18 protein-coding genes are annotated in these 24,051 nt (G+C 69.5%); 3 read left to right on the top strand and 15 right to left on the bottom strand.

Translation table 11 applies throughout. The annotated features are described in order from the left end of the window. Window positions 1–63: 63 nt before the first annotated feature. From BN948_RS10820 to BN948_RS10830, 3 genes are all read right to left on the bottom strand, one after another. The gene (locus BN948_RS10820; RefSeq protein ID WP_009518934.1) at window positions 64–1,356 is read right to left on the bottom strand and encodes an Hsp70 family protein; all 1,293 of its coding nucleotides are present in this window, start codon (window positions 1,354–1,356) and stop codon (window positions 64–66) included. Beyond that, window positions 1,353–2,960 carry a gamma-glutamyltransferase family protein gene (locus tag BN948_RS10825; RefSeq protein WP_009518935.1) on the bottom strand — a complete coding sequence of 536 codons (1,608 nt, stop codon included), beginning with the start codon at window positions 2,958–2,960 and terminating at the stop codon, window positions 1,353–1,355. The genes BN948_RS10820 and BN948_RS10825 overlap by 4 nt, the downstream gene beginning before the upstream one ends. A gap of 115 nt (window positions 2,961–3,075) precedes the next feature. Then, window positions 3,076–4,554: an NAD-dependent succinate-semialdehyde dehydrogenase gene (locus BN948_RS10830; protein ID WP_009518936.1), complete on the bottom strand. Its 1,479-nt coding sequence runs from the start codon at window positions 4,552–4,554 to the stop codon at window positions 3,076–3,078. 173 nt (window positions 4,555–4,727) lie between these two features. Between BN948_RS10830 and alaS the strand changes: the two genes are divergently transcribed. Beyond that, entirely contained in the window at window positions 4,728–7,352 is a 2,625-nt protein-coding gene (alaS, locus tag BN948_RS10835) for an alanine--tRNA ligase (protein WP_009518939.1), read from the top strand. Window positions 7,353–7,365: 13 nt separating this feature from the next. Here alaS and BN948_RS10840 read toward each other — a convergent pair whose 3' ends face one another. The 6 genes from BN948_RS10840 to BN948_RS10865 form a co-directional block, all read right to left on the bottom strand. Further along, window positions 7,366–8,580, bottom strand: coding sequence for a CaiB/BaiF CoA transferase family protein (locus BN948_RS10840; protein WP_009518940.1), 1,215 nt, complete (start codon window positions 8,578–8,580; stop codon window positions 7,366–7,368). 2 nt (window positions 8,581–8,582) lie between these two features. Continuing rightward, window positions 8,583–9,371, bottom strand: coding sequence for an enoyl-CoA hydratase/isomerase family protein (locus BN948_RS10845; protein ID WP_009518941.1), 789 nt, complete (start codon window positions 9,369–9,371; stop codon window positions 8,583–8,585). Beyond that, window positions 9,368–10,651: a TRAP transporter large permease gene (locus BN948_RS10850; protein ID WP_009518942.1), complete on the bottom strand. Its 1,284-nt coding sequence runs from the start codon at window positions 10,649–10,651 to the stop codon at window positions 9,368–9,370. Before BN948_RS10850 ends, BN948_RS10845 begins: the two co-directional genes overlap by 4 nt. Beyond that, window positions 10,648–11,184 carry a TRAP transporter small permease gene (locus BN948_RS10855; RefSeq protein ID WP_009518944.1) on the bottom strand — a complete coding sequence of 179 codons (537 nt, stop codon included), beginning with the start codon at window positions 11,182–11,184 and terminating at the stop codon, window positions 10,648–10,650. Before BN948_RS10855 ends, BN948_RS10850 begins: the two co-directional genes overlap by 4 nt. A gap of 13 nt (window positions 11,185–11,197) precedes the next feature. After that, complete coding sequence (locus tag BN948_RS10860) at window positions 11,198–12,214, bottom strand: TRAP transporter substrate-binding protein (protein ID WP_009518945.1); 1,017 nt, start codon at window positions 12,212–12,214, stop codon at window positions 11,198–11,200. An 80-nt stretch (window positions 12,215–12,294) separates the two neighbouring features. Then, window positions 12,295–13,545: a pyridoxal-phosphate-dependent aminotransferase family protein gene (locus BN948_RS10865; protein WP_009518946.1), complete on the bottom strand. Its 1,251-nt coding sequence runs from the start codon at window positions 13,543–13,545 to the stop codon at window positions 12,295–12,297. Window positions 13,546–13,674: 129 nt separating this feature from the next. On the opposite strand from BN948_RS10865, the gene BN948_RS10870 reads away from it, so the two are divergent. Together BN948_RS10870 and BN948_RS10875 are read left to right on the top strand one after the other, a co-directional pair. After that, window positions 13,675–14,358: a GntR family transcriptional regulator gene (locus BN948_RS10870; RefSeq protein WP_009518948.1), complete on the top strand. Its 684-nt coding sequence runs from the start codon at window positions 13,675–13,677 to the stop codon at window positions 14,356–14,358. Further along, on the top strand, window positions 14,355–17,477 hold the full coding sequence (locus BN948_RS10875) for an FAD-binding and (Fe-S)-binding domain-containing protein (RefSeq protein WP_009518949.1): 3,123 nt from the start codon (window positions 14,355–14,357) through the stop codon (window positions 17,475–17,477). Before BN948_RS10870 ends, BN948_RS10875 begins: the two co-directional genes overlap by 4 nt. A gap of 29 nt (window positions 17,478–17,506) precedes the next feature. On the opposite strand, the gene BN948_RS10880 is transcribed toward BN948_RS10875, so the two are convergent. The 6 genes from BN948_RS10880 to BN948_RS10910 form a co-directional block, all read right to left on the bottom strand. Continuing rightward, window positions 17,507–18,403 carry a hypothetical protein gene (locus BN948_RS10880; RefSeq protein WP_009518951.1) on the bottom strand — a complete coding sequence of 299 codons (897 nt, stop codon included), beginning with the start codon at window positions 18,401–18,403 and terminating at the stop codon, window positions 17,507–17,509. Between the two features lie 127 nt (window positions 18,404–18,530). Then, window positions 18,531–19,463 (bottom strand): pseudouridine synthase, encoded by a 933-nt coding sequence (locus BN948_RS10885; RefSeq protein ID WP_009518952.1) that lies wholly within the window; start codon window positions 19,461–19,463, stop codon window positions 18,531–18,533. Window positions 19,464–19,467: 4 nt separating this feature from the next. After that, entirely contained in the window at window positions 19,468–19,959 is a 492-nt protein-coding gene (locus BN948_RS10890) for a hypothetical protein (protein ID WP_009518953.1), read from the bottom strand. Window positions 19,960–19,978: 19 nt separating this feature from the next. After that, window positions 19,979–21,256, bottom strand: coding sequence for a hypothetical protein (locus BN948_RS10895; RefSeq protein ID WP_138820159.1), 1,278 nt, complete (start codon window positions 21,254–21,256; stop codon window positions 19,979–19,981). Window positions 21,257–21,613: 357 nt separating this feature from the next. Continuing rightward, entirely contained in the window at window positions 21,614–22,345 is a 732-nt protein-coding gene (gene trmB, locus BN948_RS10905) for a tRNA (guanosine(46)-N7)-methyltransferase TrmB (protein WP_035621633.1), read from the bottom strand. Between the two features lie 38 nt (window positions 22,346–22,383). Next, window positions 22,384–24,027 carry a hypothetical protein gene (locus BN948_RS10910; protein ID WP_009518956.1) on the bottom strand — a complete coding sequence of 548 codons (1,644 nt, stop codon included), beginning with the start codon at window positions 24,025–24,027 and terminating at the stop codon, window positions 22,384–22,386. Window positions 24,028–24,051: the final 24 nt, after the last annotated feature.

Consider the following 24,051-nt stretch of genomic DNA (forward strand, 5'->3'; position numbering starts at 1 on the left):
GCTCAGCGCGATACGCGATATCGCTTCGCGCGAGCGAGCCGCGCGCTCATGGGCGAGGAGCGTTCATCCGAACAGCCGCTGCGCGTGCACACCCAGGCCACGGGCCACGCTGGCGTCGCGGTCGCCGTGCACGGCGGTAGCGGCCGGCAGGTGGGCGGCGATGCGGTCGGTGAGCGGCTTGAAGCCGGTGGAGCCGCCGGTGAAGTACACCGCGTCCACCGCGTCGGCGCGCACGCCGGCCGCGCGCAGGGTTTCATCGGCTGCCACCACGATGCGCTGCAACTGCGCGTCCAGCGCGCGCACGGCCTGGGCCTCGTCGAGCGTGGCGTGCAGGTCCGGCTCAAGCCGGTCCAGGTCGATGCGGGTGGTGCCGCCCTGGGCCACGGCGATCTTGGCCGCCTCGGCTTGGCCGGCGAGGGCGTGGCCCAGGCGCTCGTTCACCACGGTCATCAGGCGCTGGTGCTGTTGCGCATCGCCGTAGAAGGAGTGCATGCGACGCAGCTCGGCCACGCGCGACGGGCTGTACACCGTGTTGATGAGGTGCCAGGTGGCGAGATCGAAGTACACGCGGCTGGGCACCTCGCGCGGCGTCTCGCCGGGGCGCGCGGGGCCCAGGCCCTTGTAGCCGCACAGCGGCAGGATGCTGGCGAGTTCGATGCTGCGGTCGAAATCGGTGCCGGCGATGTGCACGCCGTGGTTGGCCAGGATGTCGTCGCGCCGGTCCAGTCGCTGGCGGCGTTCGGGCCCGACGCGCACGAGCGAGAAGTCCGAGGTGCCACCGCCAATGTCGGCGACCAGCACGAGTTGCTCGCGCGTCGTGCTCTGCTCGAAGTCGAGCGCGGCGGCGATGGGCTCGTACTGGAAGCTCAGCTCGCGCAGGCCGATGGCGCGCGCCGCGTTCTCCAGCGCCTGCTGCGCTTGCGCGTCGCGCAACGGGTCGCCGTCGACGAAGTAGACCGGCCGACCCAGCACCGCGCGCTCGAGTGGCGCATCCGCTTGCTGCTCGGCCAGCGTCTTGAGGTGCCGCAGGTAGGCCGAGACCACGTCGAGGTAACGCACCGATCGGCCGGCGCCGACCTCGGTGCTCTGCTCGGCCAGGCTGGAGCCGAGGATGCTCTTCATCGAGCGCATGAGCCGGCCCTCGTGCCCTTCCATGTAGGCGGCCAGGGCGTCGCGGCCGTAGGCGCGCTGCGGCTCCTCATGCGCCGCCAGGCCCTCCACGCGGTAGAACACCGCGGTCGGCATGGTGCGCCGGCCGGGTTCCACTTCGATCAGCTCGACGCGCCCCTGCATCGGCAGGGCGATGGCGGAGTTGGAGGTGCCGAAGTCGATGGCGCAGAAGGCTGGGGTGCTCAAAACCCCACCGCTTGCCCATCCCGCCGCGAGTCGCTCGCGGCCACGTAGCCGTCCTCGATGTCGTCGCTCAGCCGCGCGATGAACTGGCCGCTGCCGAAGTCGAGGTAGGTGTCGGCGGTGGGCTCGAAGCGATGGCCCAGGGCCTTGAGGCCGTCGCGCAGCGTGGGGGCCATGGTGGTCTCGAAGTCCACGTCCAGGCCCTTGCTCCACTTCCAGCGCGGGGCGTCGCTGGCGGCCTGCGGCTGCTGGCCGTGCACCAGCATGCGCACCAGCGTCTGCACATGACCCTGCGGCTGCATGTTGGCGCCCATCACGCCGAAGCCCATCACGGGCTGGCCGTTGCGCGTGACGAAGCCCGGGATGATGGTGTGGAAGGGCCGCTTGCCCGGCGCCACCTGGTTGGGGTGGCCGTCCTGCATCGTGAAGCCGTGGCCACGGTTCTGCAGGCTCACGCCCCAGCCGGGTACCACCACGCCGCTGCCGAAGCCCAGGTAGTTGGACTGGATCAGGCTGACCATGCGGCCCTGCGCGTCGGCGGTGGTGAGGTAGACCGTGCCACCGCGCGGCGGCTGGCCCGGGCCAGGGTCGATGGCGCGTGATGGGTCGATGAGCTTCGCGCGCTCGCGCAGGTAGGCGGGGTCGAGCAGGTCGGCCGCGCGCACCTCGGTCATGAAGCGCTCGTCGGCCACCCAGCGGTAGGTGTCGGCGAAGGCGATCTTCATCGCCTCGATCTGCAGGTGCTGGCCCTCGACGCTGTCGGGCTCGAAGCGGCCGATGTCGAGCTGCTCCAGCATGCCCAGCGCCATGAGCGCGGCGATGCCCTGGCCGTTGGGCGGCAGCTCGTGCACCGTGTGGCCGGCGAAGGCCACGTCGATGGGCTGCACCCACTGCGCCTGGTGCGCGGCGAGGTCGCTGGCGCGCAGTTGCGCGCCGTGCTCGCGCGCGAAGGCGTCGATGGCGGCGGCGATCTCGCCGCGGTAGAAGGACTCGCCGCGTGTCTCGGCAATCGCGCGCAGCGCGCGGCCGGCGTCGGGAAAGCTGAAGCGTTCACCGGGTTGCGGCGCGCGGCCGTGCGGCAGGAAGGCCTGGGCGAAGCCGGGCTTGTCGTGCAGCAGGGGCACGGCCTGCGCCCACTTGTGCGCGATCACCGGCGCCACCGCGTGGCCGCGCTCGGCCAGTTCGATGGCGGGCTCCATCAGGTCGGCGAAGGGCAGGGCACCGAAGCGCTCGGACAGCGCGGCCCAGCCGCCCACCGCGCCCGGCACGGTCACGGCGTCGAAGCCGCGCAGCGGCATCTGGCCGCCGTGCTTGCGCTGAAAGTAGTCCGTGCTCCAGCCCGCGGGCGCCACGCCCGAGGAGTTCATGCCGTGCAACTGCTCGCCGTCCCACACGATGGCGAAGTTGTCGCTGCCCAAACCATTGGAGCAGGGCTCCACCACCGTTAGCGCGGCGGCCGTGGCGATGGCCGCGTCGATGGCGTTGCCGCCCTTGAGCAGCATGCGCAGCCCGGCCTGCGCGGCCAGCGGCTGCGTGGTGGCAACCACGTTGCGCGCCATCACCGGCGCGCGAGAGACGGGGTAGGGGTTGTTCCAGTGAAATTGCATGAGAGAAGGAAACGGTGGACAACAGACCCCGGAACCGAGGGCTGCGCGGATCCGGCTTTGCCGGTCCGCAGCAGCCGCCCCCTGGGGGGTGACGGCCGAAGGCCGGCGCGGGGGGTTACTTCAGCACATCGCCCAGGCAGAGGAATTTGATCTCGACGTAGTCGTCCATGCCATGGTGCGAGCCCTCGCGGCCCAGGCCCGACTGCTTGACGCCGCCGAAGGGCACGTGCTCGGTCGCCAGGATGCCCACGTTGATGCCGACCATGCCGTACTCCAGCGCTTCGCTCACGCGGAAGATGCGGCCCACGTCGCGGCTGTAGAAGTAGCTGGCCAGGCCGAACTCGGTGTTGTTCGCGGCGTCGATGGCTTCCTGCTCGGTCTCGAACTTGAACACCGGCGCGAAGGGGCCGAAGGTTTCCTCGCGCGCGCACAGCATGTCGGGCGTGGCGCCGGCCACCACCGTGGGCTCGAAGAACTGGCCCTGCAGCTTCTTCCCGCCGGCGACCACCGTGCCGCCCTTGGCCACGGCGTCATCCACGTGGCGCTGCACCTTCTCCACCGCCGCGTCCTCGATCAGCGGGCCCTGCACCACGCCGTCCTCGAAGCCATTGCCCACCTTGAAGGCCTTGACCTTGGCGGCGAACTTCTTCACGAACTCGTCGTACACGCCGGCCTGCACGTAGAAGCGGTTGGCGCAGACGCAGGTCTGGCCCGCGTTGCGGTACTTGCTGGCCAGCGCGCCTTCCACGGCCGAATCGACATCGGCGTCGTCGAAGACGATGAAGGGCGCGTTGCCGCCGAGTTCCAGCGCCAGCTTCTTCACCGTGGGCGCGCACTGCGCCATGAGGATGCGGCCCACCTCGGTGGAGCCGGTGAAGCTCAGGTGGCGCACCGTGTCGCTGGCGCACAGGGCCTTGCCCACGGCGATGCTCTGTTGCGAATCGGCGGTGATGACGTTGAGCACGCCGGCCGGGATGCCCGCGCGCAGCGCCAGCTCGGCCGCTGCCAGCGCCGTGAGGGGCGTGAGCTCGGCCGGCTTGATGACGACGGGGCAGCCGGCGGCCAGGGCCGGTGCCACCTTGCGCGTGATCATGGCCAGCGGGAAGTTCCAGGGCGTGATGGCCGCGCACACGCCGATGGGCTGCTTGAGCACCAACAGGCGGCGGTTGGGGTCGAAGGTGGGCAGGGTCTCGCCGTTGACGCGCTTGGCTTCCTCGGCGAACCACTCCACGAAACTGGCGCCATAGGCGATCTCGCCCTTGCCTTCAGCGAAGGGCTTGCCCTGCTCGGCGGTGAGGATGCGGCCCAGGTCTTCCTGATTGGCCATCAGCAGGTCGTACCACTTGCGCAGCAGGTTGGCGCGTTCCTTGGCGCTGCGCGCGCGCCAGGCCGGCCAGGCCTTGTCGGCGGCGGCGATGGCGGCCTCGGCGTCGGCCGCGCCCAGGTTGGCCACGTCGGCCAGCTTCTGGCCGGTGGCGGGGTCGTTCACGTCGAAGCGGGCGCCACCCTTGACCCACTGGCCATTGATCAGGCCGTCGGTCTTGAGCAGGCTGGGGTCGTTCAGCTGGGCCAGGGGGGAGGTTTTCATGTCCATGGGGGTCTCCGTCGGGTCGCTTGGCTGCGGGAAAACTGGAAATTTAACTTATTAAATAAATCGGGGCGATTGTGCGCCTGTTCGGGGCATCAGCATAGTCCTTCGGCATGTTGGAAAATACCGGGTTCGCGTGCACGGCACGCGCCCGACACCCGCAGCCAGAAAAGGCCCCCATGACCGCCCCCGTCTCCGTCGCCGACATCCGCAAGAGCTTCCTGGACTTCTTTGCTTCCAAGGGTCACACCGTGGTCCCGTCCAGCCCCCTGGTGCCGGGCAACGACCCCACGCTCATGTTCACCAACTCGGGCATGGTGCAGTTCAAGGACGTGTTCCTGGGCACCGACAAGCGCCCCTACGTGCGTGCGGCCTCCGTGCAGGCCTGCCTGCGGGCCGGCGGCAAGCACAACGACCTGGAGAACGTGGGCTACACCGCGCGCCACCACACCTTCTTCGAGATGCTGGGCAACTGGAGCTTCGGGGACTACTTCAAGCGCGAATCGCTCAAGTGGGGATGGGAGCTGCTGACCGAGGTCTACAAGCTGCCCAAGGAGCGCCTGCTGGCCACGGTCTACATCGACGACGACGAGGCCTACGACATCTGGCACAAGGAAATCGGCCTGCCCGCCGACCGCATCGTGCGCATCGGCGACAACAAGGGCGGCAAGTACAAGAGCGACAACTTCTGGATGATGGCCGACACCGGCCCGTGCGGCCCCTGCTCGGAGATCTTCTACGACCACGGCCCGCACATCCCCGGCGGCCCCCCGGGCAGCCCGGACGAAGACGGCGACCGCTTCATCGAGATCTGGAACCACGTGTTCATGCAGTTCGACATGAAGGAAGACGGCAGCGTGGTGAAGCTGCCCGCGCCCTGCGTGGACACCGGCATGGGCCTGGAGCGCCTGGCCGCCATCCTGCAGCACGTGCACAGCAACTACGAGATCGACATCTTCGAAGCGCTGATCGGCGCCGCCGCGCGAGAGACGCACACCACCGACCTCGCCAATCCGTCGCTCAAGGTCATCGCCGACCACATCCGCGCCACCGCCTTCCTGGTGAGCGACGGCGTGATCCCCGGCAACGAAGGCCGCGGCTACGTGCAGCGCCGCATCATCCGCCGCGCCATCCGCCACGGCTACAAGCTGGGCCAGAAGACGCCCTTCTTCCACAAGCTGGTGCCCGTGCTGGTGGACAAGATGGGCGCGGCCTACCCGAACCTGGCCAGACAGGCGCAGCGCATCACCGAGGTGCTCAAGGCCGAGGAGGAGCGCTTCTACGAGACCCTGGCCAATGGCATGGAAATCCTCGACGCCGCGCTCGCGGGCGATCAGAAGGTGCTGCCGGGCGAGGTCGCCTTCAAGCTGCACGACACCTACGGATTCCCGCTGGACCTCACCAACGACGTCTGCCGCGAGCGCGGCGTGACGGTGGACGAGGCCGGCTTCGACACCGCCATGGAGCGCCAGAAGGCGCAGGCGCGCGCGGCCGGCAAGTTCAAGATGGACAAGGCGCTGGAGTACACGGGCGCGGGCAATGCGTTCGTGGGCTACGAGGCGCTGGAAGCGCCGGCCAAGGTGGTGGCGCTGTACCACGAAGGCGCGGCCGTGCAGGAGCTGCGGCCGGGCCAGGCCGGCGTGGTCGTGCTCGACAGCACGCCCTTCTATTCCGAGGCCGGCGGCCAGGTGGGCGACCAGGGCGAGATCGTGGCCGGCAGCGGCACGCGCTTCGACGTGGCCGACACGCAAAAGATCAAGGCCGACGTGTTCGGCCACCACGGCAGCCTGTCGCAGGGCACGCTGAAGGTGGGCGACGCCGTCACCGCGCGCGTCAACACCGCCCTGCGCGCCGCCACGGTGCGCAACCACAGCGCCACCCACCTGATGCACAAGGCCCTGCGCGAGGTGCTGGGCGATCACGTGCAGCAGAAGGGCTCGCTGGTGAACGCCGAGCGCACGCGCTTCGACTTCGCGCACAACGCGCCGGTGACAGACGAGCAGATCCGCCGCATCGAGGCCCTGGTGAACGCCGAGATCCTGGCCAATGCGGCCACGCAGGCGCGCCTGATGGACATCGAAGCGGCCCAGAAGACCGGCGCCATGATGCTGTTCGGCGAGAAATACGGCGACACCGTGCGCGTGCTCGACATCGGCACCAGCCGCGAGCTGTGCGGCGGCACGCACGTGCAGCGCACCGGTGACATCGGCCTGTTCAAGGTGGTGGGCGAGGGCGGCGTGGCCGCCGGCGTGCGCCGCATCGAGGCCATCACCGGCGAGAACGCGCTGGCCTACCTGCAGTCGCTGGAGAGCACCGTGGCGCAGGCCGCGGGCGCGCTGAAGGCGCCGGTGGCCGAACTCACCACACGCGTGGGCCAGACGCTGGAGCAGATCAAGGCGCTGGAGAAAGAGATCGCCGCGCTCAAGGGCAAGTTGGCCTCGAACCAGGGCGACGAGCTGATGGGCCGCGCGGTGGACGTGAAAGGCCTGAAGGTGCTGGCCGCCACGCTGGACGGCGCCGATGCCAAGACCCTGCGCGACACCATGGACAAACTCAAGGACAAGCTCAAGAGCGCGGCCATCGTGTTGGCGGCGGTGGACGGCGGCAAGGTGCAACTCGCCGCCGGCGTCACGGCCGACAGCGTGGGCAAGGTCAAGGCCGGTGAGCTGGTGAACTTCGTCGCCCAGCAGGTGGGCGGCAAGGGCGGCGGCAAGCCCGACATGGCCATGGCCGGCGGCACCGACGCCAGTGGCCTGGCCAAGGCCCTGGCCTCGGTGCAGGGCTGGGTGGCCGAGCGGGTCTGATCCGCCGGGCGGCTCAGGCCGCCTGCGCCACCACGCCTTCGTCGATCAGTTCATCGATCTGCGCGTCGCCGTAGCCGGCCTCGCGCAGCAGGTCGCGCGTGTGCTGGCCCAGCAGCGGTGCCGCCGTGCTGGCCGGCGTGGGCGTGGCGCTGAAGTGGATCGGACAGCCCACGCCGCGCGTGGGCCCGGCCTGCGGGTGCACGGTCTCCACCACCATGCCGCGCGCCAGCGTCTGCGGGTGGCTCAGGGCTTCGCCGATGGTGTGCACCGGGCCGGCCGGCACGCCGGCCGCGTCGAAGGCGGCCTGCCAGTCGGCGCGGCTGCGGGTGCGCACCACGGCATTGATCCGTTCGACCAGTTCGTCCAGGTGCGCCATGCGCTCGCTGTTGCTGGCGAAGCGCGGGTCGGCGCGCCACTCGGGGTGGCCCAGCACCTCGCAGATGCGCTCCCAGTTGGCCTGGTTCGCGCCGCCGATGTTGATCCAGCCGTCGCTGGCCTCGAAGGCCTGGTAGGGCGCAGTCAGCAGGTGGGCCGAGCCGGTGGGCTGGGGCGATCGCTGCGTGGCGAACCACACCGCCGCGTGCCAGTAGGTCTGCTGCAGCGCGGCGTCGGCCAGTGAGGTGTCGACGATCTGGCCCTGGCCGGTTTTCAGGCGGTGGATGTACGCGGCCAGGATGCCCACGGTGGCGAGGATGCCGGCGTTCATGTCCGACACCGCGTTGCCGCCTTTCACGGGTGGGCGGCCGGGTTCGCCGGTGACCGACATCAGCCCCGCGAAGCCCTGCGCGATGAGGTCGAAGCCGCCCTTGTCGGCGTAGGGGCCGGTGCGGCCGTAGCCGGTGATGGCGCAGTAGATGAGGGCCGGGTTGATGGCCGAGAGCGTGTCGTAGCCCAGGCCCAGCTTGTCCATGGTGCCCAGACGGAAGTTCTCCACCAGCACGTCGGCGTTCTCCACCAGGCGCTTGAGCACCTGCTGGCCACGCTCGAGCTTGAGGTTGAGCGCCAGGCCGCGCTTGTGGCGGTTCAACATCATGAACGGCGCCGACACGCCATTGACCTGCGGGTCGCGGTAGCCGCGCGAATCGTCGCCGCCGGGCAGCTTCTCGATCTTGATCACCTCGGCGCCCAGGTCGGCCAGCAGCAGGCCGCAGGTGGGGCCGGACATGATCTGGCTGAGTTCAAGCACGCGCAGGCCGGCCAGTGGGCCGGCGGAAACAGGCCGCTGCATGTTCACTGTCCTTTCCACACGGGGGAGCGCTTGTCGAGGAAGGCGCGCACGCCCTCGCGGAAATCGGCGCTGCCGTAGACGGCGCGGATGAGGTCGTCGCCTTCGGGCAGGTCGTGCACCGCCAGGCGTTGCAGCGCGGCCTTGCTCACGCGCTGTGTCACCGGCGCCAGCGCGGCCAGGCGCCGCGCCAGCGCCAGGCCCTCGTCGCCCAGCGCCTCGGGCGCCACCAGCGCGTGCAGGTAGCCGCAGGCCAGTGCTTCGTCGGCACCCACCATCTCGGCCAGCAGCAGCATGCGCTTGACGCGCTCGTGGCCCCAGGCGGCGCGCAGCCGCGCGATGTTGGCCACCGACAGGCCGTTGCCCAGGGTGCGCGCGATCGGCACGCCGAACTTCGCGCCCGGTGTGGCCAGGCGGAAGTCGCAGGCGGTGGCGATGGCCAGGCCGCCGCCCACGGACCAGCCTTCCACCAGCGCGATGGTGGGCATGGGCAGGGCCGCCAGTTGGGCGATGCCGGCGTCGATCTGGCGCTCGTAGGCGATGCCGTCCTCGCCGCCGCGAAAGTCCGCGAACTGCGCGATGTCGGTGCCCGCCACGAAGGCCTGCCCGCCGGCGCCGCGCATCAGCACGGCACGCACGCTGGCGTCGTTCGCCAGGCGTTCGCAAGCCTCACCGAGCTGCTGGTACATGCGCCAGGTCATGGCGTTGCGCGCGGCGGGGCGGTCGAACACCAGGGTCGCGATGCCGTCCTCGATGCGCAGCGCGACGCGGCCGCTGTCGTCGCTGTCGCTCATCGGTAGAACACGTCCACCAGGAACATCGGCACCGCCGGCACGTAGGTCACCAGCAGCAGCAGGGCCATGAGCACGCCGATGAAGGGCAGGTTCACGCGTGTCACCTTCCACATGTCGGCCTTGGCGATGGAGCAGGCCGTGGCCAGCACGCTGGCCACCGGCGGCGTCTGCTGGCCGATGCCCAGGTTGAGCGTGACGATCAGGCCGAAGTGCACCGGGTCGATGCCCACGGCCTTGACCAGCGGCATCACGATCGGCACCACCAGGATGATGGCCGCCGCCGAGTGCAGGAACAGCCCCGCCACCAGGAAGAAGATGTTGAGGATGGCCAGTACCGCCCACTTGTTGTCGGTCAGCGAGGCGATCCAGGCCGCCAGTTGCTGCGGCATCTGCTGCTCGGTGAGCAGGTGGCCGAGCAGCGCGGAGGACGCCACCAGCAGCATCACCACCGCGGTCTGGATGCTGCCCTCCACCATCGACTCGTAGAGGTGCTTGAAGTTGAGCTCTCGGTAGATGACACCACCGATGAACAGGGCCGCCAGCACCGCCAGTGCCGCGCCCTCGGTGGCGGTGACCACGCCGCCGAAAATGCCACCCAGGATGATCATGGGCAGCAGGAAGGCCCAGGCCGCGTCCTTGAAGGTGGCCCGCACGCGCTGCCAGCTGAACACCTCCTCGACCGGGTAGTTGTAGCGCCGCGCATACCAGTAGGCCAGGGCCATCATGCCGCCGCCGCCGAGGACGCCGGGGATGATGCCGGCCACGAAGAGCTGCACCACCGAGGCCTCGGCCATCACCGCGTACAGGATCATCGGAATGGACGGCGGGATGATGATCGCCAGCGTGGCCGACGACGAGGTGACCGCCGCCGCGAACTCCTTCGGGTAGCCCTTCTTCTTCATCGCCGGCACCAGGATCGAGCCCATGGCCGCGACGTCGGCCACGGCCGAGCCGGAGATCTCGGCGAAGAACAGCGAGGTGCCGATGTTGACCATCGCCAGGCCGCCCTTGATGAAGCCGAAGAGCGCCGAGGCGAAGGCGATGAGCCGGCGCGACAGGCTGGAGGAATTCATGATGGCGCCGGCCAGCACGAACAGCGGGATCGCCAGCAGCGGAAAGCTGGTGGCGCCGTTGAACATGGTGATGGCCGCGCCGAGCAGGGATTCCATGCCGCCGTGCCACACCATGGCGGCCATGGCCACCGCGCCCAGCGCCACGGCGATGGGCACGTTGATCAGGATGAGGGCCAGCAGGCCGACGAACATGCCGAGCGCCATCATGATTGCATTGCCTTTTCGATTTCGCGTTGCATTTCCTGCTTCTCGGCATCGATCACGCCTTCGCCGCGCGCCTGGCGCAGCAGCTCGGGCAGCGTGAGCAGTTGCGCCACGATGAACACCAGCGAGCCGATCGGGATGACCGATTGCGTCACCCGCGTCGGCACCCAGGGCAGGCTGACCATGGCATCGCCTTCGAGGATGACCAGCACCTCGTAGCCGAACCAGCCGAGCAGCGCGAAGAACAGGATCACGATGCCCTCGCCCAGCAGCACCAGGGGCACGCGCAGGTGCGGCGGCATGGCGTTGACCAGCCCGGGGAATCCGATGTGCGAGCGTTTGAGCGCCGCCAGTCCGGCCCCGTAGTAGGTGAGCCAGGCCAGGGCGATCGAGGCGACCTCGTCGTACCAGACCATGGGGATGCCGAGCTTGCGGTAGGCCACGCCCATGAGGACGATGACCGCCAGCGAGCCCAGCAGCAGGATGACGAAGGCCGTGAGCGTTCGTTCGAACGCGAGTCGCAGTGATCTCAGCACGATGGGGCGGGCCTCAGAACTTCGCGCCCAGTTCGACCGCGGTGTCCACCAGCTTGCCGCCCTCGGGTACTTCCTTGCCGAAGTCGGCGTACACGGCCTTGCTGGCGGCGATGAACGCGTTCTTGTCGGGATCGTTCACCTGCACGCCCGCGGCCTTGATCTTGTCCACCAGCTCCTTGTCGAGCTCCGCCGCGGTCTTGTAGACGAAGGGCTGAACGTCCTTGGCGGTCTTCTCGAGCACGGCACGCACATCGGCGGGCAGCGAGGCGAACTTGCGCGAACCCGCGGCCAGGTAGGCCGGCGTGTACACGTGGCCGGTCATGGAGAGGTACTTCTGCACCTCCTGGAACTTGGAGGAGTAGATCTGCGTGAGCGGGTTCTCCTGCCCGTCCATCACGCCGGTCTGCAGCGCCACGAACACCTCGGACAGCGCCATCGGCGAGGGGTTGGCACCGTAGGCCTGGAACATCTTCACGCGCCACACGCCCTGCGGCACGCGCAGCTTCATGCCCTTCAGGTCCTCGGGCTTGTTGATGGGGCGCACGTTGTTGGTCACGTTGCGGAAGCCGTTCTCCCACACGCCCAGGATCTTGTAGCCCTTCTCGTCGGCCATGGGCGCCAGCGCGGGCCAGACCACGGCCTTCTCGATGGCCATCATGTGCTCGCGGTTCTTCACGAGGTACGGCATCTCGAACATGCCGAAAGCCGGCACGGTGGAGGACATCACCGTCGAGGGGATGGACAGCTCCAGCGTGCCCAGCCGCAGCTTCTGCATCATCTCCGTGTCGCCACCGAGCTGGCTGGAGCCGAACACCACCACCTTGGCCTTGTTGCCGAGGCGCTCGTTGGCCAGGCGCGCGAACTCGTTGGCCGAGCGCTCGAACAGCGAGCCGGGCCCGCCCACGTGGCCGAGCTTGATCTCCATCTGCGCGTGCGCGGCGCCGCTGGCCAGCAGCAGCGCCGAGGCGCCGAGTGCAGTGGCGACGGCCCGTCGCGTGAGGACCGCAAGTGAACGGTGGCGAGTTGGCATGCTTGTCTCCTGTGTGGTTGTCGTCCGCTGAATGCGCCAGGCCCCGCCCACGGACGCTGCGGGGCCGCTGTCGTCCGGGCTCAGGCCATCGCGGGCTGGGCCTTTTCCTTTGCAGCGGGCGTGCCTTGCAACAGGCCGCCCGGATGGGCCGAGAAGTGGTCCATCACGGCCTGCACGCCCGAGCCGGCGAGGCGCACGCCGGCCAGCTTGAGGCCCATCTCGCAGCCGGCCACCGTGGCCACCAGCGTCAGGTCGTTGCTGTCGCCCAGGTGGCCGATGCGGAACATGCGGCCCTTGACCTTGCCCAGGCCGGTGCCCAGCGAGCAGTCGAAGCGCTCGTAGATCAGCTTGCGCACCGCATCGGCGTCCACGCCCTCGGGCGTCATCACGCCGGTGAGGATGGGCGAGTACACGGCCGGGTCGGCGCACTGGATCGGCAGGCCCCAGGCCTGCACGGCGGCGCGCACGCCGGCGGCCCAGCGCTGGTGGCGCGCGAACACACGCTCCAGGCCGTCGGCCAGCAGCATGTCGCAGGCCTCGCTCAAGCCGTAGAGCAGGTTGGTGTTGGGCGTGGACGGCCAGTAGCCGGTCTTGTTCATCTCGATCATCTCGGCCCAGCCCCAGTAGGCGCGCGGCATGGTGGCCTTGGCACTGGCCTCGATGGCCTTGGGCGAGAGCGCGTTGAAGCCGATGCCGGGCGGCAGCATCAGGCCCTTCTGCGAGCCGCTGATGGACACGTCCACACCCCACTCGTCGTGGCGGTAGTCGGCGCCGGCCAGGCCGGAGATGGTGTCCACCAGCAGCAGCGCCGGGTGCTTCGCGGCGTCGATGGCGCGGCGCACGGCGGCGATGTCGCTCGTCACGCCCGTGGAGGTTTCGTTGTGCACCACGCACACGGCCTTGATGCTGTGCGCGCTGTCGGCCTTGAGGCGCTGCTCGATGCGGTCGGCGTGCACGCCATGGCGCCAGCCTTCAGCGCCGGGCAGGCCCAGTACCTCGGTCTTGAGGCCCAGGCGCGTGGCGAGCTGGTTCCACAGGAAAGCGAAGTGGCCGGTCTCGTACATCAGCACGTGGTCGCCGGGGCTCAGCACGTTGACCAGGGCCGCCTCCCAGGCGCCGGTGCCCGAGCCGGGATAGATCATCACCGGGTGGCGCGTCTTGAAAATCGCCTTCATGTCCGCCAGCACCTTCAGACCCAGGCGGCCGAATTCGGGGCCGCGGTGGTCGATGGTGGGCAGGCTCATGGCGCGCAGGATCCGGTCGGGCACGGGCGAGGGGCCGGGGATCTGCAGGAAGTGGCGGCCGGTGGGGTGGGCGTCGGTGGTGAACATGGTGAAAGCCGGTTGACAGGTTTGCGGCCATTTTTTGTATTCAAAATGCAAATGTCAATGGCGATCACCCTAAAATCACCCTGGAATCTCCGGATTGACGGCTGATTTTTTGCATACAAAATTTCACTCATGAGCCAACAGGCCCCCAGCATTCCCCGCCCCGTGTTGCACGAACAGGTGGCCGCGCGCCTGCGCCAGATGCTTGTGGAGGGCGACATCGCGCCCGGCGCCAAGCTCAACGAGCGCGCCCTGTGCGAGGCGCTGCGCATCTCGCGCACGCCGCTGCGCGAGGCCATCAAGATGCTCGCGGCCGAAGGCCTGGTGGAGCTGCTGCCCAATCGCGGTTCGGTCGCGGTGCAGCTCGATGAGGAGGATGTGCGGCACACCTTCGAGGTGATGGCGGGCCTCGAGGCCCTGTCGGGCCAACTGGCGGCCGAGCGCATCGGCGCCGCCGAGGTGGCCGAGATCGAGGCCATGCATTTCGAGATGCTGGCCGCCTACACGCGGCGCGACCTCTCCACCTACTACCGGCTCAACGCGGCCATCCACCGCGCGATCAACGTGGCCGCGGGCAACCCGGTGCTCACCAGCACCTACAACCAGGTCAATGCGCGGCTGCAGGCGCTGCGCTTCCGTTCCAACCAGGACGGCGAGAAGTGGCAGCGCGCCGTGGCCGAACACGAGGCCATGGTGGCCGCGCTGAAGGCGCGTGACGGCGCGGCCCTGGCGCGCGTGCTGACCCAACACCTGCACCACAAACGCGACGTGGTCATCGAGCAGATTCGCGCTGCCCAGAACGCCAGTCCCACATGAACGCACCCGATCCCCTCGCGCTCGACCGCGCCGACGCCGAGCGCTCCTACGAACAGGCCGCGCGCGTCGGCGGCGAGGTGGCGGGGCAACTGGCGCGCGAGCTGCGCCAGCACACGCAGGCCGAGGTGCTGTTCTCGCCCGCCGACCGCGGTCGCTACGCCACCGACGCCTCCATCTACCAGCAGATGCCGGTGGGCGTGTTCGTGCCCACCACTGCCGACGACGTGGCCACCGCGCTGCGGGTGTGCCGCCAGCTGCGCGTACCTCTGGTGCCGCGCGGCGGCGGCACCAGCCAGTGCGGGCAGACGGTGGGCACGGGTCTGGTGATCGATCACAGCAAGCACATGCGGCGCGTGCTGGCCGTGGACGCCGAGGCGCGCACCGCCACGGTCGAGCCGGGCATCGTGCTCGACCACCTCAACGCGCGGCTCAAGCCCCTGGGCCTGTGGTACCCGGTCGACGTGTCCACCAGCGCGCAGGCCACGCTGGGCGGCATGGCGGGCAACAACTCCTGCGGCAGCCGCTCCATCGCCTACGGCAACATGGTCCACAACGTGCTGGGCGCCCAGGCCTGGCTGGCCGACGGGCAACTGCTGGACTTCGGCGCCTACGACAAGGCCAGCGGCGAGGCGCGCGCCATCGGCGACTTCGTGCGTGACCTGGCGGCGCGGCACGCCGGCGAAATCGACGCGCACTGGCCCAAGGTGCTGCGCCGCGTGGCCGGCTACAACCTCGACGTCTTTCGCAACCAGAACCCGAGGCCTTACACCGGTGACGGCTCGGTCAACCTGGCGCACCTGCTCATCGGCAGCGAAGGCACGCTGGCGCTCACGCGCTCGCTCACGCTGCGCCTGAGCGAGCTGCCGAAGGCCAAGGTATTGGGGGTGGTGAACTTCCCCACCTTCTACAAGGCCATGGACAGCGCCCAGCACATCGTGAAGCTGGGCGAGAACATGCCGGTGGGCCAGCTCACGGCGGTCGAGCTGGTCGATCGCACCATGATCGAGCTGTCGCTGAAGAACCCCGCCTTCGCGCCCACCATCCGCACCGCGCTGTCGCCGCACATCAACGGCGGTCGGCCCGACGCCGTGCTGCTCGTCGAGTTCAGCGGCCCGAGCAAGGACGTCATCCGCCACAAGCTGCGCGAGCTGGTGGAGCTGATGGGCGAGCTGGGCCTGCCCGGCAGCGTGGTCGAGATGGTCGACGACGCGCCGCAGAAGAGCCTGTGGGAAGTGCGCAAGGCGGGCCTGAACATCATGATGAGCCTGCGCGGCGACGGCAAGCCGGTGAGCTTCATCGAGGACTGCGCGGTGCCGCTGGAGAGCCTGGCCGAGTACACCGACGCGCTGACGCAGGTGTTCCGCCGGCACGGCACGCGTGGCACCTGGTACGCGCACGCCTCGGTGGGCACGCTGCACGTGCGGCCCATTCTCGACATGCGCACCGACGGCCCGCAGGGTGGCGCTGCGAAGATGCGCGCCATCGCCGAGGAAGCCAGCGCGCTGGTGCGCCGCTACAAGGGCGCCTACAGCGGCGAGCACGGCGACGGCCTGTGCCGCGGCGAGTGGATCGAATGGCAGTTCGGCCCGCGCCTGAACGAGGCCTTTCGCGCCATCAAGCAGCGCTTCGATCCGCAGGGCCTGCTGTGCCCGCGTCGCATGGTCGACCCACCGAAGATGGACGACACCCGGCTGATGCGTTTTCCGCCCAGCTACCGCGTGGTGCCGATCCGCACCGCGCTGGACTGGAGCGCCTGGAACGTGCAGACCGACCCGGTGAGCGAGCAGACCAGCGCGCCGGGCACCGGCGGCGATCCGGCGCAGGGCCTGGCCAAGGCGGTGGAGATGTGCAACAACAACGGGCACTGCCGCCAGTTCGACGCCGGCACCATGTGCCCGAGCTACCGCGTCACGCGCGACGAGCAGCACCTCACGCGCGGGCGGGCCAACACCCTGCGCCTGGCCCTCAGCGGTCAGCTCGACGGCCTCTTGGGGCCCGAGGCCTTCACCAGCGACGCGGTGCGCGAGGCCATGGACCTGTGCGTGGGCTGCAAGGGCTGCAAGCGCGACTGCCCCACGGGCGTGGACATGGCCCGCATGAAGACCGAGTGGCTGCACCACCACCACGCACGCCATGGCCATTCGCTCAAGGACCGGCTCATCGCGCACCTGCCCGATTACGCGCACCGCGTGGCGCCGCTGGCGCCGCTGCTCAATCTGCGCAACCGCTGGCCCTGGCTGGCCGCGTTGGGCGAGCGCTGGCTGGGCCTGAGCGCGGCGCGCAGCCTGCCCGCCTGGCGCCGCCGCCACTTCTTCAACCATCCGCCGCGCACGGCCACCCGCGAGGAGGTGCTGGCCGCCGAGCGCGGCGTGGTGCTGTTCGTGGACACCTTCAACGGCCACTTCGAGGACGAGAACGCGCGCGATGCCGTGCGCGTGCTGCAGGCGGCGGGCTACACGGTGCACGTGGCCGCGAAACACGGGGAACCTGGCGCGCCGGCTGGTCACCTGTGCTGCGGACGCACCTACCTGGCCGCCGGCATGGTCGACGCCGCGCGCGAGAAGGCGCGTGAACTGCTCGCCAGCCTGCAGCCGCTGGCCGAACGCGGGCTGGCCATCGTCGGGCTGGAGCCGTCGTGCCTGCTCACCCTGCGCGACGAGCTGCTGGTGATGGGACTGGGCGAGGGCGCGCAGGTGGTGGCGGACAAGGCGCTGCTGTTCGAGGAGTTCCTGGCGCAGGAGGCGCGCGACGGCCGGCTGGAGGCGCTCAAGTCACGGCTGCAGCCGCTGTCGCAGCCGGTGCTGGTGCACGGCCACTGCCACCAGAAGGCCTTCGACGCCGTCACGCCGGTCATGGAGGTGCTGCGCTGGGTGCCGGGCGCGCAGCCCACGCTGATCGAGAGCAGTTGCTGCGGCATGGCTGGCAGCTTCGGCTACGAGGCCGCGCACCAGGCGGTGTCGATGCAGATGGCCGAGCTCAGTCTGCTGCCCGCGGTGCGGGCGCAGCCCGACGCCATCGTGGTTGCCGATGGCACGAGCTGCCGCCACCAGATCCACGACGGCGCGCAGCGCGAGGCCATTCACGTCAGCCGGCTGCTGGCGCGGCAGTTGGACGACTGAGGTCGGTGTCCGGTTCTCGTGCCGGGGGTTCAGCCCGGCTGGCCCGACGTGTCCACCATGTCGGCCGGGCGCGAGGCCACGAAGCCCAGCCGGCCGATCTGGAACAGCACGTTGCGCAGCAGGCGCGCCAGTTGGGCGCGCGCATCGCGCGAAGGCGTCAGCGCCATGAGCGAGATCGAGGGCAGGCAGGTTTCGATGGCGTCCTCGTGGGCGGGGGCCCAGGTGCGCAGCAGGTGATCGCGCCCCATGGCCAGGCGCGCGTCCACCAGCGCCACCGCGCGTTCGAGCTTGTTCACGTCCTCGAAGCCGATGTCCCAGCAGACCTGTCGGCCCTCGTGCCGCTCGATCACGCTGCAGCCCAGCGGCAGCGCCCAGCGCTTGGGCTCGGCCTTGCTGGAGAGCAGTCGCCGCGCGTGTTCCCACAGGGTGCCGGTGTCGGCCACGAAATCCTCGAGCGCCTGGCGGATTTCCACCGCCATGTCGCCCTGCGAGCCCGGGCCGGGCACCACCACCACGCCGCCGCTGTCGAGCCGGGCGCTGTCCACGGTGACGCGCTGCGGGTGCCAGCTCGCCGACACCGAGTCGGCCACGCCGCGCACCAGTTCGCGCGCGGTCCAGGGCGCCAGCATCAGCGTGACCCCACCGGACTGCAGGATGCGCAGGGCAACCGGGGTGGGCGAGCCTTCGCCGAGCAGGCGTTGCAGCACCGTGGCCGCCTCGCGCTGGTCGTGGCGGTCGGCGCCCATCAGCACCACCACCACGTGGGGCGCGGAGCGCTTCATGGCCGGCGCGATGCAGACCATGCACTGCACCTTGGCCTCGGCCTTGGAGAAGACGTCGCAGGAGCTGCGCGGCGGGAGAACGGCACCGTCGTGGTTGAGGGCCTGCACGACGGCGGGGGGCGTGTCGATGGTGGTGCGGGGCATGTAAGACGAAAGCGCGACAGCGGACAAAAAGGCGAGAGCGGCCTGCCACTCACGTCGGCAGGTTCGATGCTTTCTTGACCCTGGGTTCCCCCTCAGGGGATCGCTTGCGTCTGTGGGCGACTGCCGGTCAGTCCGGTGGCCAGTCCAGTGCCCGCGCGCTCTCGAACCGCCGCGGCCGGCCCGTCACCGGGTCGGTGAAGGCGATGGCGCGCGCGAGCAGGCGCAACGGTTCGGCGAAGTCCTCGGGCTCGCCGGGGCCGCGCCGCACGCGCGGGTAGAACTGGTCGCCCGCGATGGGCAGGCCCAGCGCGTCCAGGTGCACGCGCAACTGGTGGCGCTTGCCGGTGAGCGGCGCCAGCCCATAGCGCGCCCAGGCAGCGCGCACCTCCAGCCGCTCGATGCGCGTCTCGCTGTTGGGCTCGCCTTCGGCCTCCACCATGCGAAAGAAGGCCTCCACGTCTTCCTCGATGCGGCTGAGGCGCGTGAGCGGCATGGCCAGCGTGGGGTCGTGCGGCGCGATGGCCTCGTAGGTCTTCACGACCGCACGCTCGCGAAACAGCGCGTGGTAGGCGTTGCGGTCCTGCGGGCGCAGGTTGAACACCACCAGACCGGCGGTCTCGCGGTCGATGCGGTGGATGGGGTTGAGCGTGTCGATGCCCGTGCGCTGCTTGAGCCGCACCATGAGGCTGTGGCGCACGTAGCGGCCCGTGGGCGTGACGGGCATGAAGTGCGGCTTGTCGGCCACCAGCAGGTGCTCGTCCTGGAACAGGATGCCGGGCTCGAACGGGATCTCGGCCTCGTCGTCGAGGTGGCGCCAGTAGTAGAGCCGCGCGCCGGGCGTGCAGGGGGCATCGGGCGTCACCGCCTGGCCGTGGTCGTCCAGCACCTCGCCGCGGGCCATGCGCTGCGCCCATTCGGCGGGCGAGACCACGGGCAGCCGCTCGCTCAGGAACTGCAGTGCCGAGGCCCAGGGCAGGGGCTTGGTGAAGGGCACGGCCACGCAACTGGGCGATACGCCGTCGCGCGTGGGGATCAGCGGGTTCTTCGGGCGGTGGGTCACGGGCTCAGGCGAAGGGCAGCATCGGTGTGGTGCCTGCGATTGTCAGAGCGATTGCCTGCGGCGGCCTCGCGGCGGCCCAGGCCTCTTGTGCGAGCTGCCGGCACAGCAACAGCGCCTCGTGGTGCAGACGCAGCGTGCGCGCGACGGCCGCGTGTGCCAGTTCGCCGAATGCGATGCGCGACGCCAGCATGGCCTGTTGCGTGGCCGCGTGCCACCAGAGCGTGATGGCCTCGCCGTGGACCACGTGTGGCATCGAAACGGACCAGCCCGGGTCCCGCCAGTCTGGCATGGCGTCGAGTTCGGCGGGCGATGGCGCCACCAGGGTCAGGGCCTCGACGGCCTCCAGGCCGCTGAGGCTGCGCCAGGCCATGGGGTGCTCGTGGCCGAGCGTGCCGCTGACCACCTCGTCCTCGAGCCGGGCGTCGCTGAAGAGCTCGGGCTCGGCCTGCAGCCAGGGGGCGAGGTCGGGGGGGAGGGGGCTGGGGACGGGGTTCATGGCCTGCGTGGAGGCTGCTTCACATCAGGCGCGCCAGTGGCGATTGCGCGGCCATTCCCTGGGGGAAATGGGTCTGCAGGTAAAAGCGCTGTGCATCGGCGTGCATGTCGGTATCAATCAACCGGCGCATGGCTTGCAGGCAAGCCACGTGTGCGCTGTCGCTCTCGGGGTAGGCCGGCAGCAGGGCAATGATGAGCTTGAACATCACCAGTCGATCCACCGGCTGGAGCGATGGCTGCGAGCACCAGGCGTCCAGCACCTCCAGCAGCGCTTTCTCGTCCAGCCACTCCTTGTCGAGCTTGGGCAGCAAGCGCTTCAATGGCGAGCCATTGCCGCGCCGAAGCTCCCCGCAGGCCAGGTCGAGCCAGAGCCGGTAGTCCTGGCGTATGTCCAGTTGCAGCGCAGTGTCCACTGTGGAAATCACCGCCTGCAATGCCTCCCAACTCGCGCCCAGCGGGTTCAGCAGTTCGCTGTGGATCCAGTCGAGCAGTCGGTCGCGGGCGCGCTGGATGTCCTGTGGCCGGCCAATCAACCGAGGGGCGAAGTCCGTGATGCGGCCCGTGGCATCGGGCGTCGGCTTGACGGACAACCAGAACAGGGCCGAGCGCTTGCGGGCGCTGGCGGCCGAGAGGGAGGTGTCGGCGTTGGGTTGCAGCCGTTCGCGCAGTGACAGGCATTGCTGCAGCAAGGGCAGTTGCTGCTCCTGCGCCGGCAGCTCTACCGTCACCGCATGCAGCAGGGTCAGCGCGAAACCGACGCCTTCGGGCCCGGCCTTGGCCCAGGAATCGCACACCATTTCGAGGGCCTCGATTTCCGCGCTGCTCCAGCGGGCCTTCAGGCGCGTGAACCTCAGGCCGGCTCCCGTGCCCTGTTGCTTCATGGCGGCTGGGTCGCCGTGGAACAGGGCGCGATAGGCATTCAGGTACGGCGCGCAGACCTGGGGCTCCAGGCACCGCATGGCCGCCTCGGTGAACCGCAGCTCGATCAGATGCGCCAGGGTGCGGTTCGCGGTGACCATGCCCTCCGCGTCGACGCCGAATAAGCGCCGGATGGCCTCTTCATAGTCCGGGCGAAGCCCTGCGGCGCCCGGCAGCAAGGCGAGTACGTGGAAGGCGTGAAGCAGCAGCACCCGGCGATCGAACCCGCTGAATCGGGTGTCGACGCAGACCTGCAGCATGGCCCGCAGGTCCGGGTCGCTCAACTGGTGCAGGGCGTCGATGTCGCTCGGTAGCAGCCATGAACGGTCCAGCCATTGAATCAGCGGGTCCAGATCCCCTGTCGACCGGATGCCGTTCAACAAGCCCTGGAGGGGCGACACCCGGGCCGGCGAAGCGTCGACAGGCTTGGGCGTGTCGGGTGGCTGCGCGCTTGATGCCGGGCGGGCGGGTGAATGGTTGGAGAGGCTGAACGGGAGCGGGTTGTCCGCGAAGCGCGACGAAGCGGTCGCGCCCTTGCAGCGCGGTGTGGGGGGCAGCGGTGTGGTGGGACGCGCCGGAGGGGTGGACTGAGCCGGGGTACCGTGGGACGCCGCTGGCTTCTTGTCGGACCCGATGACGGGCTTGCCGGGACTGGTGCTGAACAGGTTACTTCTCATGGCCGTGAGTCGCCTGCCGGGATGGCGGGAGTCCTCACGGAAGAATGATGAGCCTCTCGCTCAGACCCGGCGCCAGACCAGATCCCACACACCGTGGCCCAGCTTCAGGCCCCGGTTCTCGAACTTGGTGAGCGGGCGGTAGTCGGGCTTGGGCGCATAGCCGCCGTGTTCGTCGCCCACGGTGTTGCGCAGCAAGGGCTCGGCGCGCAGCACCTCCAGCATCTGCTCGGCGTAGGGCTGCCAGTCGGTGGCCAGGTGCAGGTAGCCGCCGGGCTTGAGCTTGCGCGCCAGCCGGTTCACGAACGGGCCCTGGATGAGGCGGCGCTTGTGGTGCTTGGTCTTGTGCCAGGGGTCGGGGAAGAAGACATGCACGCCGTCGAGGCTGGCGTCGGCGAGCATGTGGTCCATCACTTCGACGGCGTCGTGGCGCAGGATGCGGATGTTCTGCAGCCCGCCGTCGCCCGCGAGCTTGAGCAACGCGCCCACGCCGGGCTCGTGCACCTCGCAGCAGAGGAAGTCGTCCTGCGGTCGCACGCTGGCGATGTGGGCGGTGGCGCCGCCCATGCCGAAGCCGATCTCCAGCACCAGCGGGGCCGTGCGACCGAAAGCGGCCTTGGCGTCGAAGCGCTGGTCGGGCGCGTAGGGCAGCAGGAAGCGCGGGCCATACACCTCATAGGCCTTGGCCTGCGCGGCGGTGGTGCGGCCCGCGCGCAGCACGTAGCTCTTGACCTGCCGCAGGAAGGGCACGTCGCTGGGGGGAGTGCGCGGCTGCGCGTGGCGGGGGTCGGTCATGGTCGGGCGGGGATTGTAGGTGGCCCGCCCGGCGCCATTCATTCTGGCAGGCCGTGCAGGGCGAACAGCTCGCGCAATAGCGGGCTCAGTGGCGGTGCGTTCTGATCGGCCACGGTCGAGGGCACGTTCGTGCGGTACGCGAAGCGGATGCGGCGAAACAGCAGGGAGGCTTGCTCCGGCTGGAAGGACTCGACGTGCAGGGCCACCATCCACTCGGTCAGGAGGGCTTCGTCGAGGCGGTCCGGGATGTCGGACCCGAGATGGATGACGGCCAGCGCCTGGAGGGCGCCGCGCAGTCCCGCGAGAACGGGTGGCGTGGCGGTTGACCAGTGGCCGGAGGACGGCATGCGGGCGTCCTGGATGGCGTCCTCGCACGCGGCTTGCAGATCGGCCAGGCAGGCGGCGCGCTGGCTGGGGTCGAGCGAGTTCAACAGGTCGCGCAGTAACAGGAACTGGCGTTCCACGGTGTTGGCGTCGTTGCCGTCCACGAAGGCAGAGAGGCGGCGCACGGTCGCCAGAATGTCCGGCGCGCTGTTGGGCGACTGCGTCCATTGGTGCGCCAGCGCGCCGACAAGGTCCTGGCACCGCTTGCGCCAGGGACCGTTGAGTGCGCGGGGCAGGCGCGTGGGCACGCTGGACGGGTGCAGCTCGGCGTGTTTCTTGATCAATTGCCCGCGCGTGGTCTCGTTGTCAACGCGCTGTATGGCAGAAATGCACTCGTCATGGATCGCGACATCGGCGCCCGGGTGGGGCAGCAAGGGCAGCAGGCATTCGATGAGTTCGGCCCGGGCTGTGTCGGGCAGGCCGGCGGTGCGACAGAGTTCGAGCACGTTGTGCAGGCTGTTGGCGTCAATGGGACCAGCGTTCCACGCGGTCAACGACGCGAGCAACAGGCCGATGTCCTGGCTGCGCCGCGCTTCCATCGTCTGCAGGCGCAGCCACTGCTGCGTGTCGAACGTCCAGCCCAGCCCCCGTTCCACCGTCCCTATCACCTGGAGGAGTTCTTTCCAGGTGAGGCCGTTGGGGTCGCGCAGGTGGGCATCCACCCAGGCCTCGAACATCACGCGCGCGCGCTGGCGGCCGGCGTCTTTGGCCAGTTGCGGGGTGTCGAGCGATAGCTGGATGCCCACCAGGGTGCAAGCCCCGTCGGCGGGATCGCCGTCCACCTGGAGCTCGAGCCAGTCGCCGACCGTGTGGCGCTCGATGTGGGCGAGGGCGGACGCGATGCGGTTGACCATTGCTGGCACCACAGCCGCAGCGCCACGGGGGTCGGGGCCGATCACGTGCGACAACTGCTGCGCCAGGCCGGCTGCCTTGCGCATCAGATCGGGTTGTGAGGTGCGTCTGGCCGCATCGAACAGGTCCAGCAGTCGCTGCGCCAGGTTCACGCCTACTCCCCCGATGAGTTGCTCGCGCGGGAGCTTGTCGATCTGAAGGCAGATGTCGTCCAGATCCCTGTCGATGGCGAGTAGGGGGGCTTCGTCCTGCGTCGCCGGCAGTTGGGAGAACGGAGGCGGGTCGTTCTGCAGCAGCCTTTGGATCCGCTGGGCGGAGATTTTGGCCACCTCTCGGGTCGGCGTGCTTTTCACGGTGCGGCGGGTGCCGGTCTGCGGGTCCGGTAGGACGTTGCGCGAGAAGCTGCGCGCGCTGATGTTCTGGGTGGTGGTGTTTTTGTTGCTCATGTCGGGTGCGCGTGGCGGGAGGAC

The sequence above is a fragment of the Hydrogenophaga intermedia genome, assembly GCF_000723405.1.
GTDB lineage: Bacteria > Pseudomonadota > Gammaproteobacteria > Burkholderiales > Burkholderiaceae_C > Hydrogenophaga > Hydrogenophaga intermedia.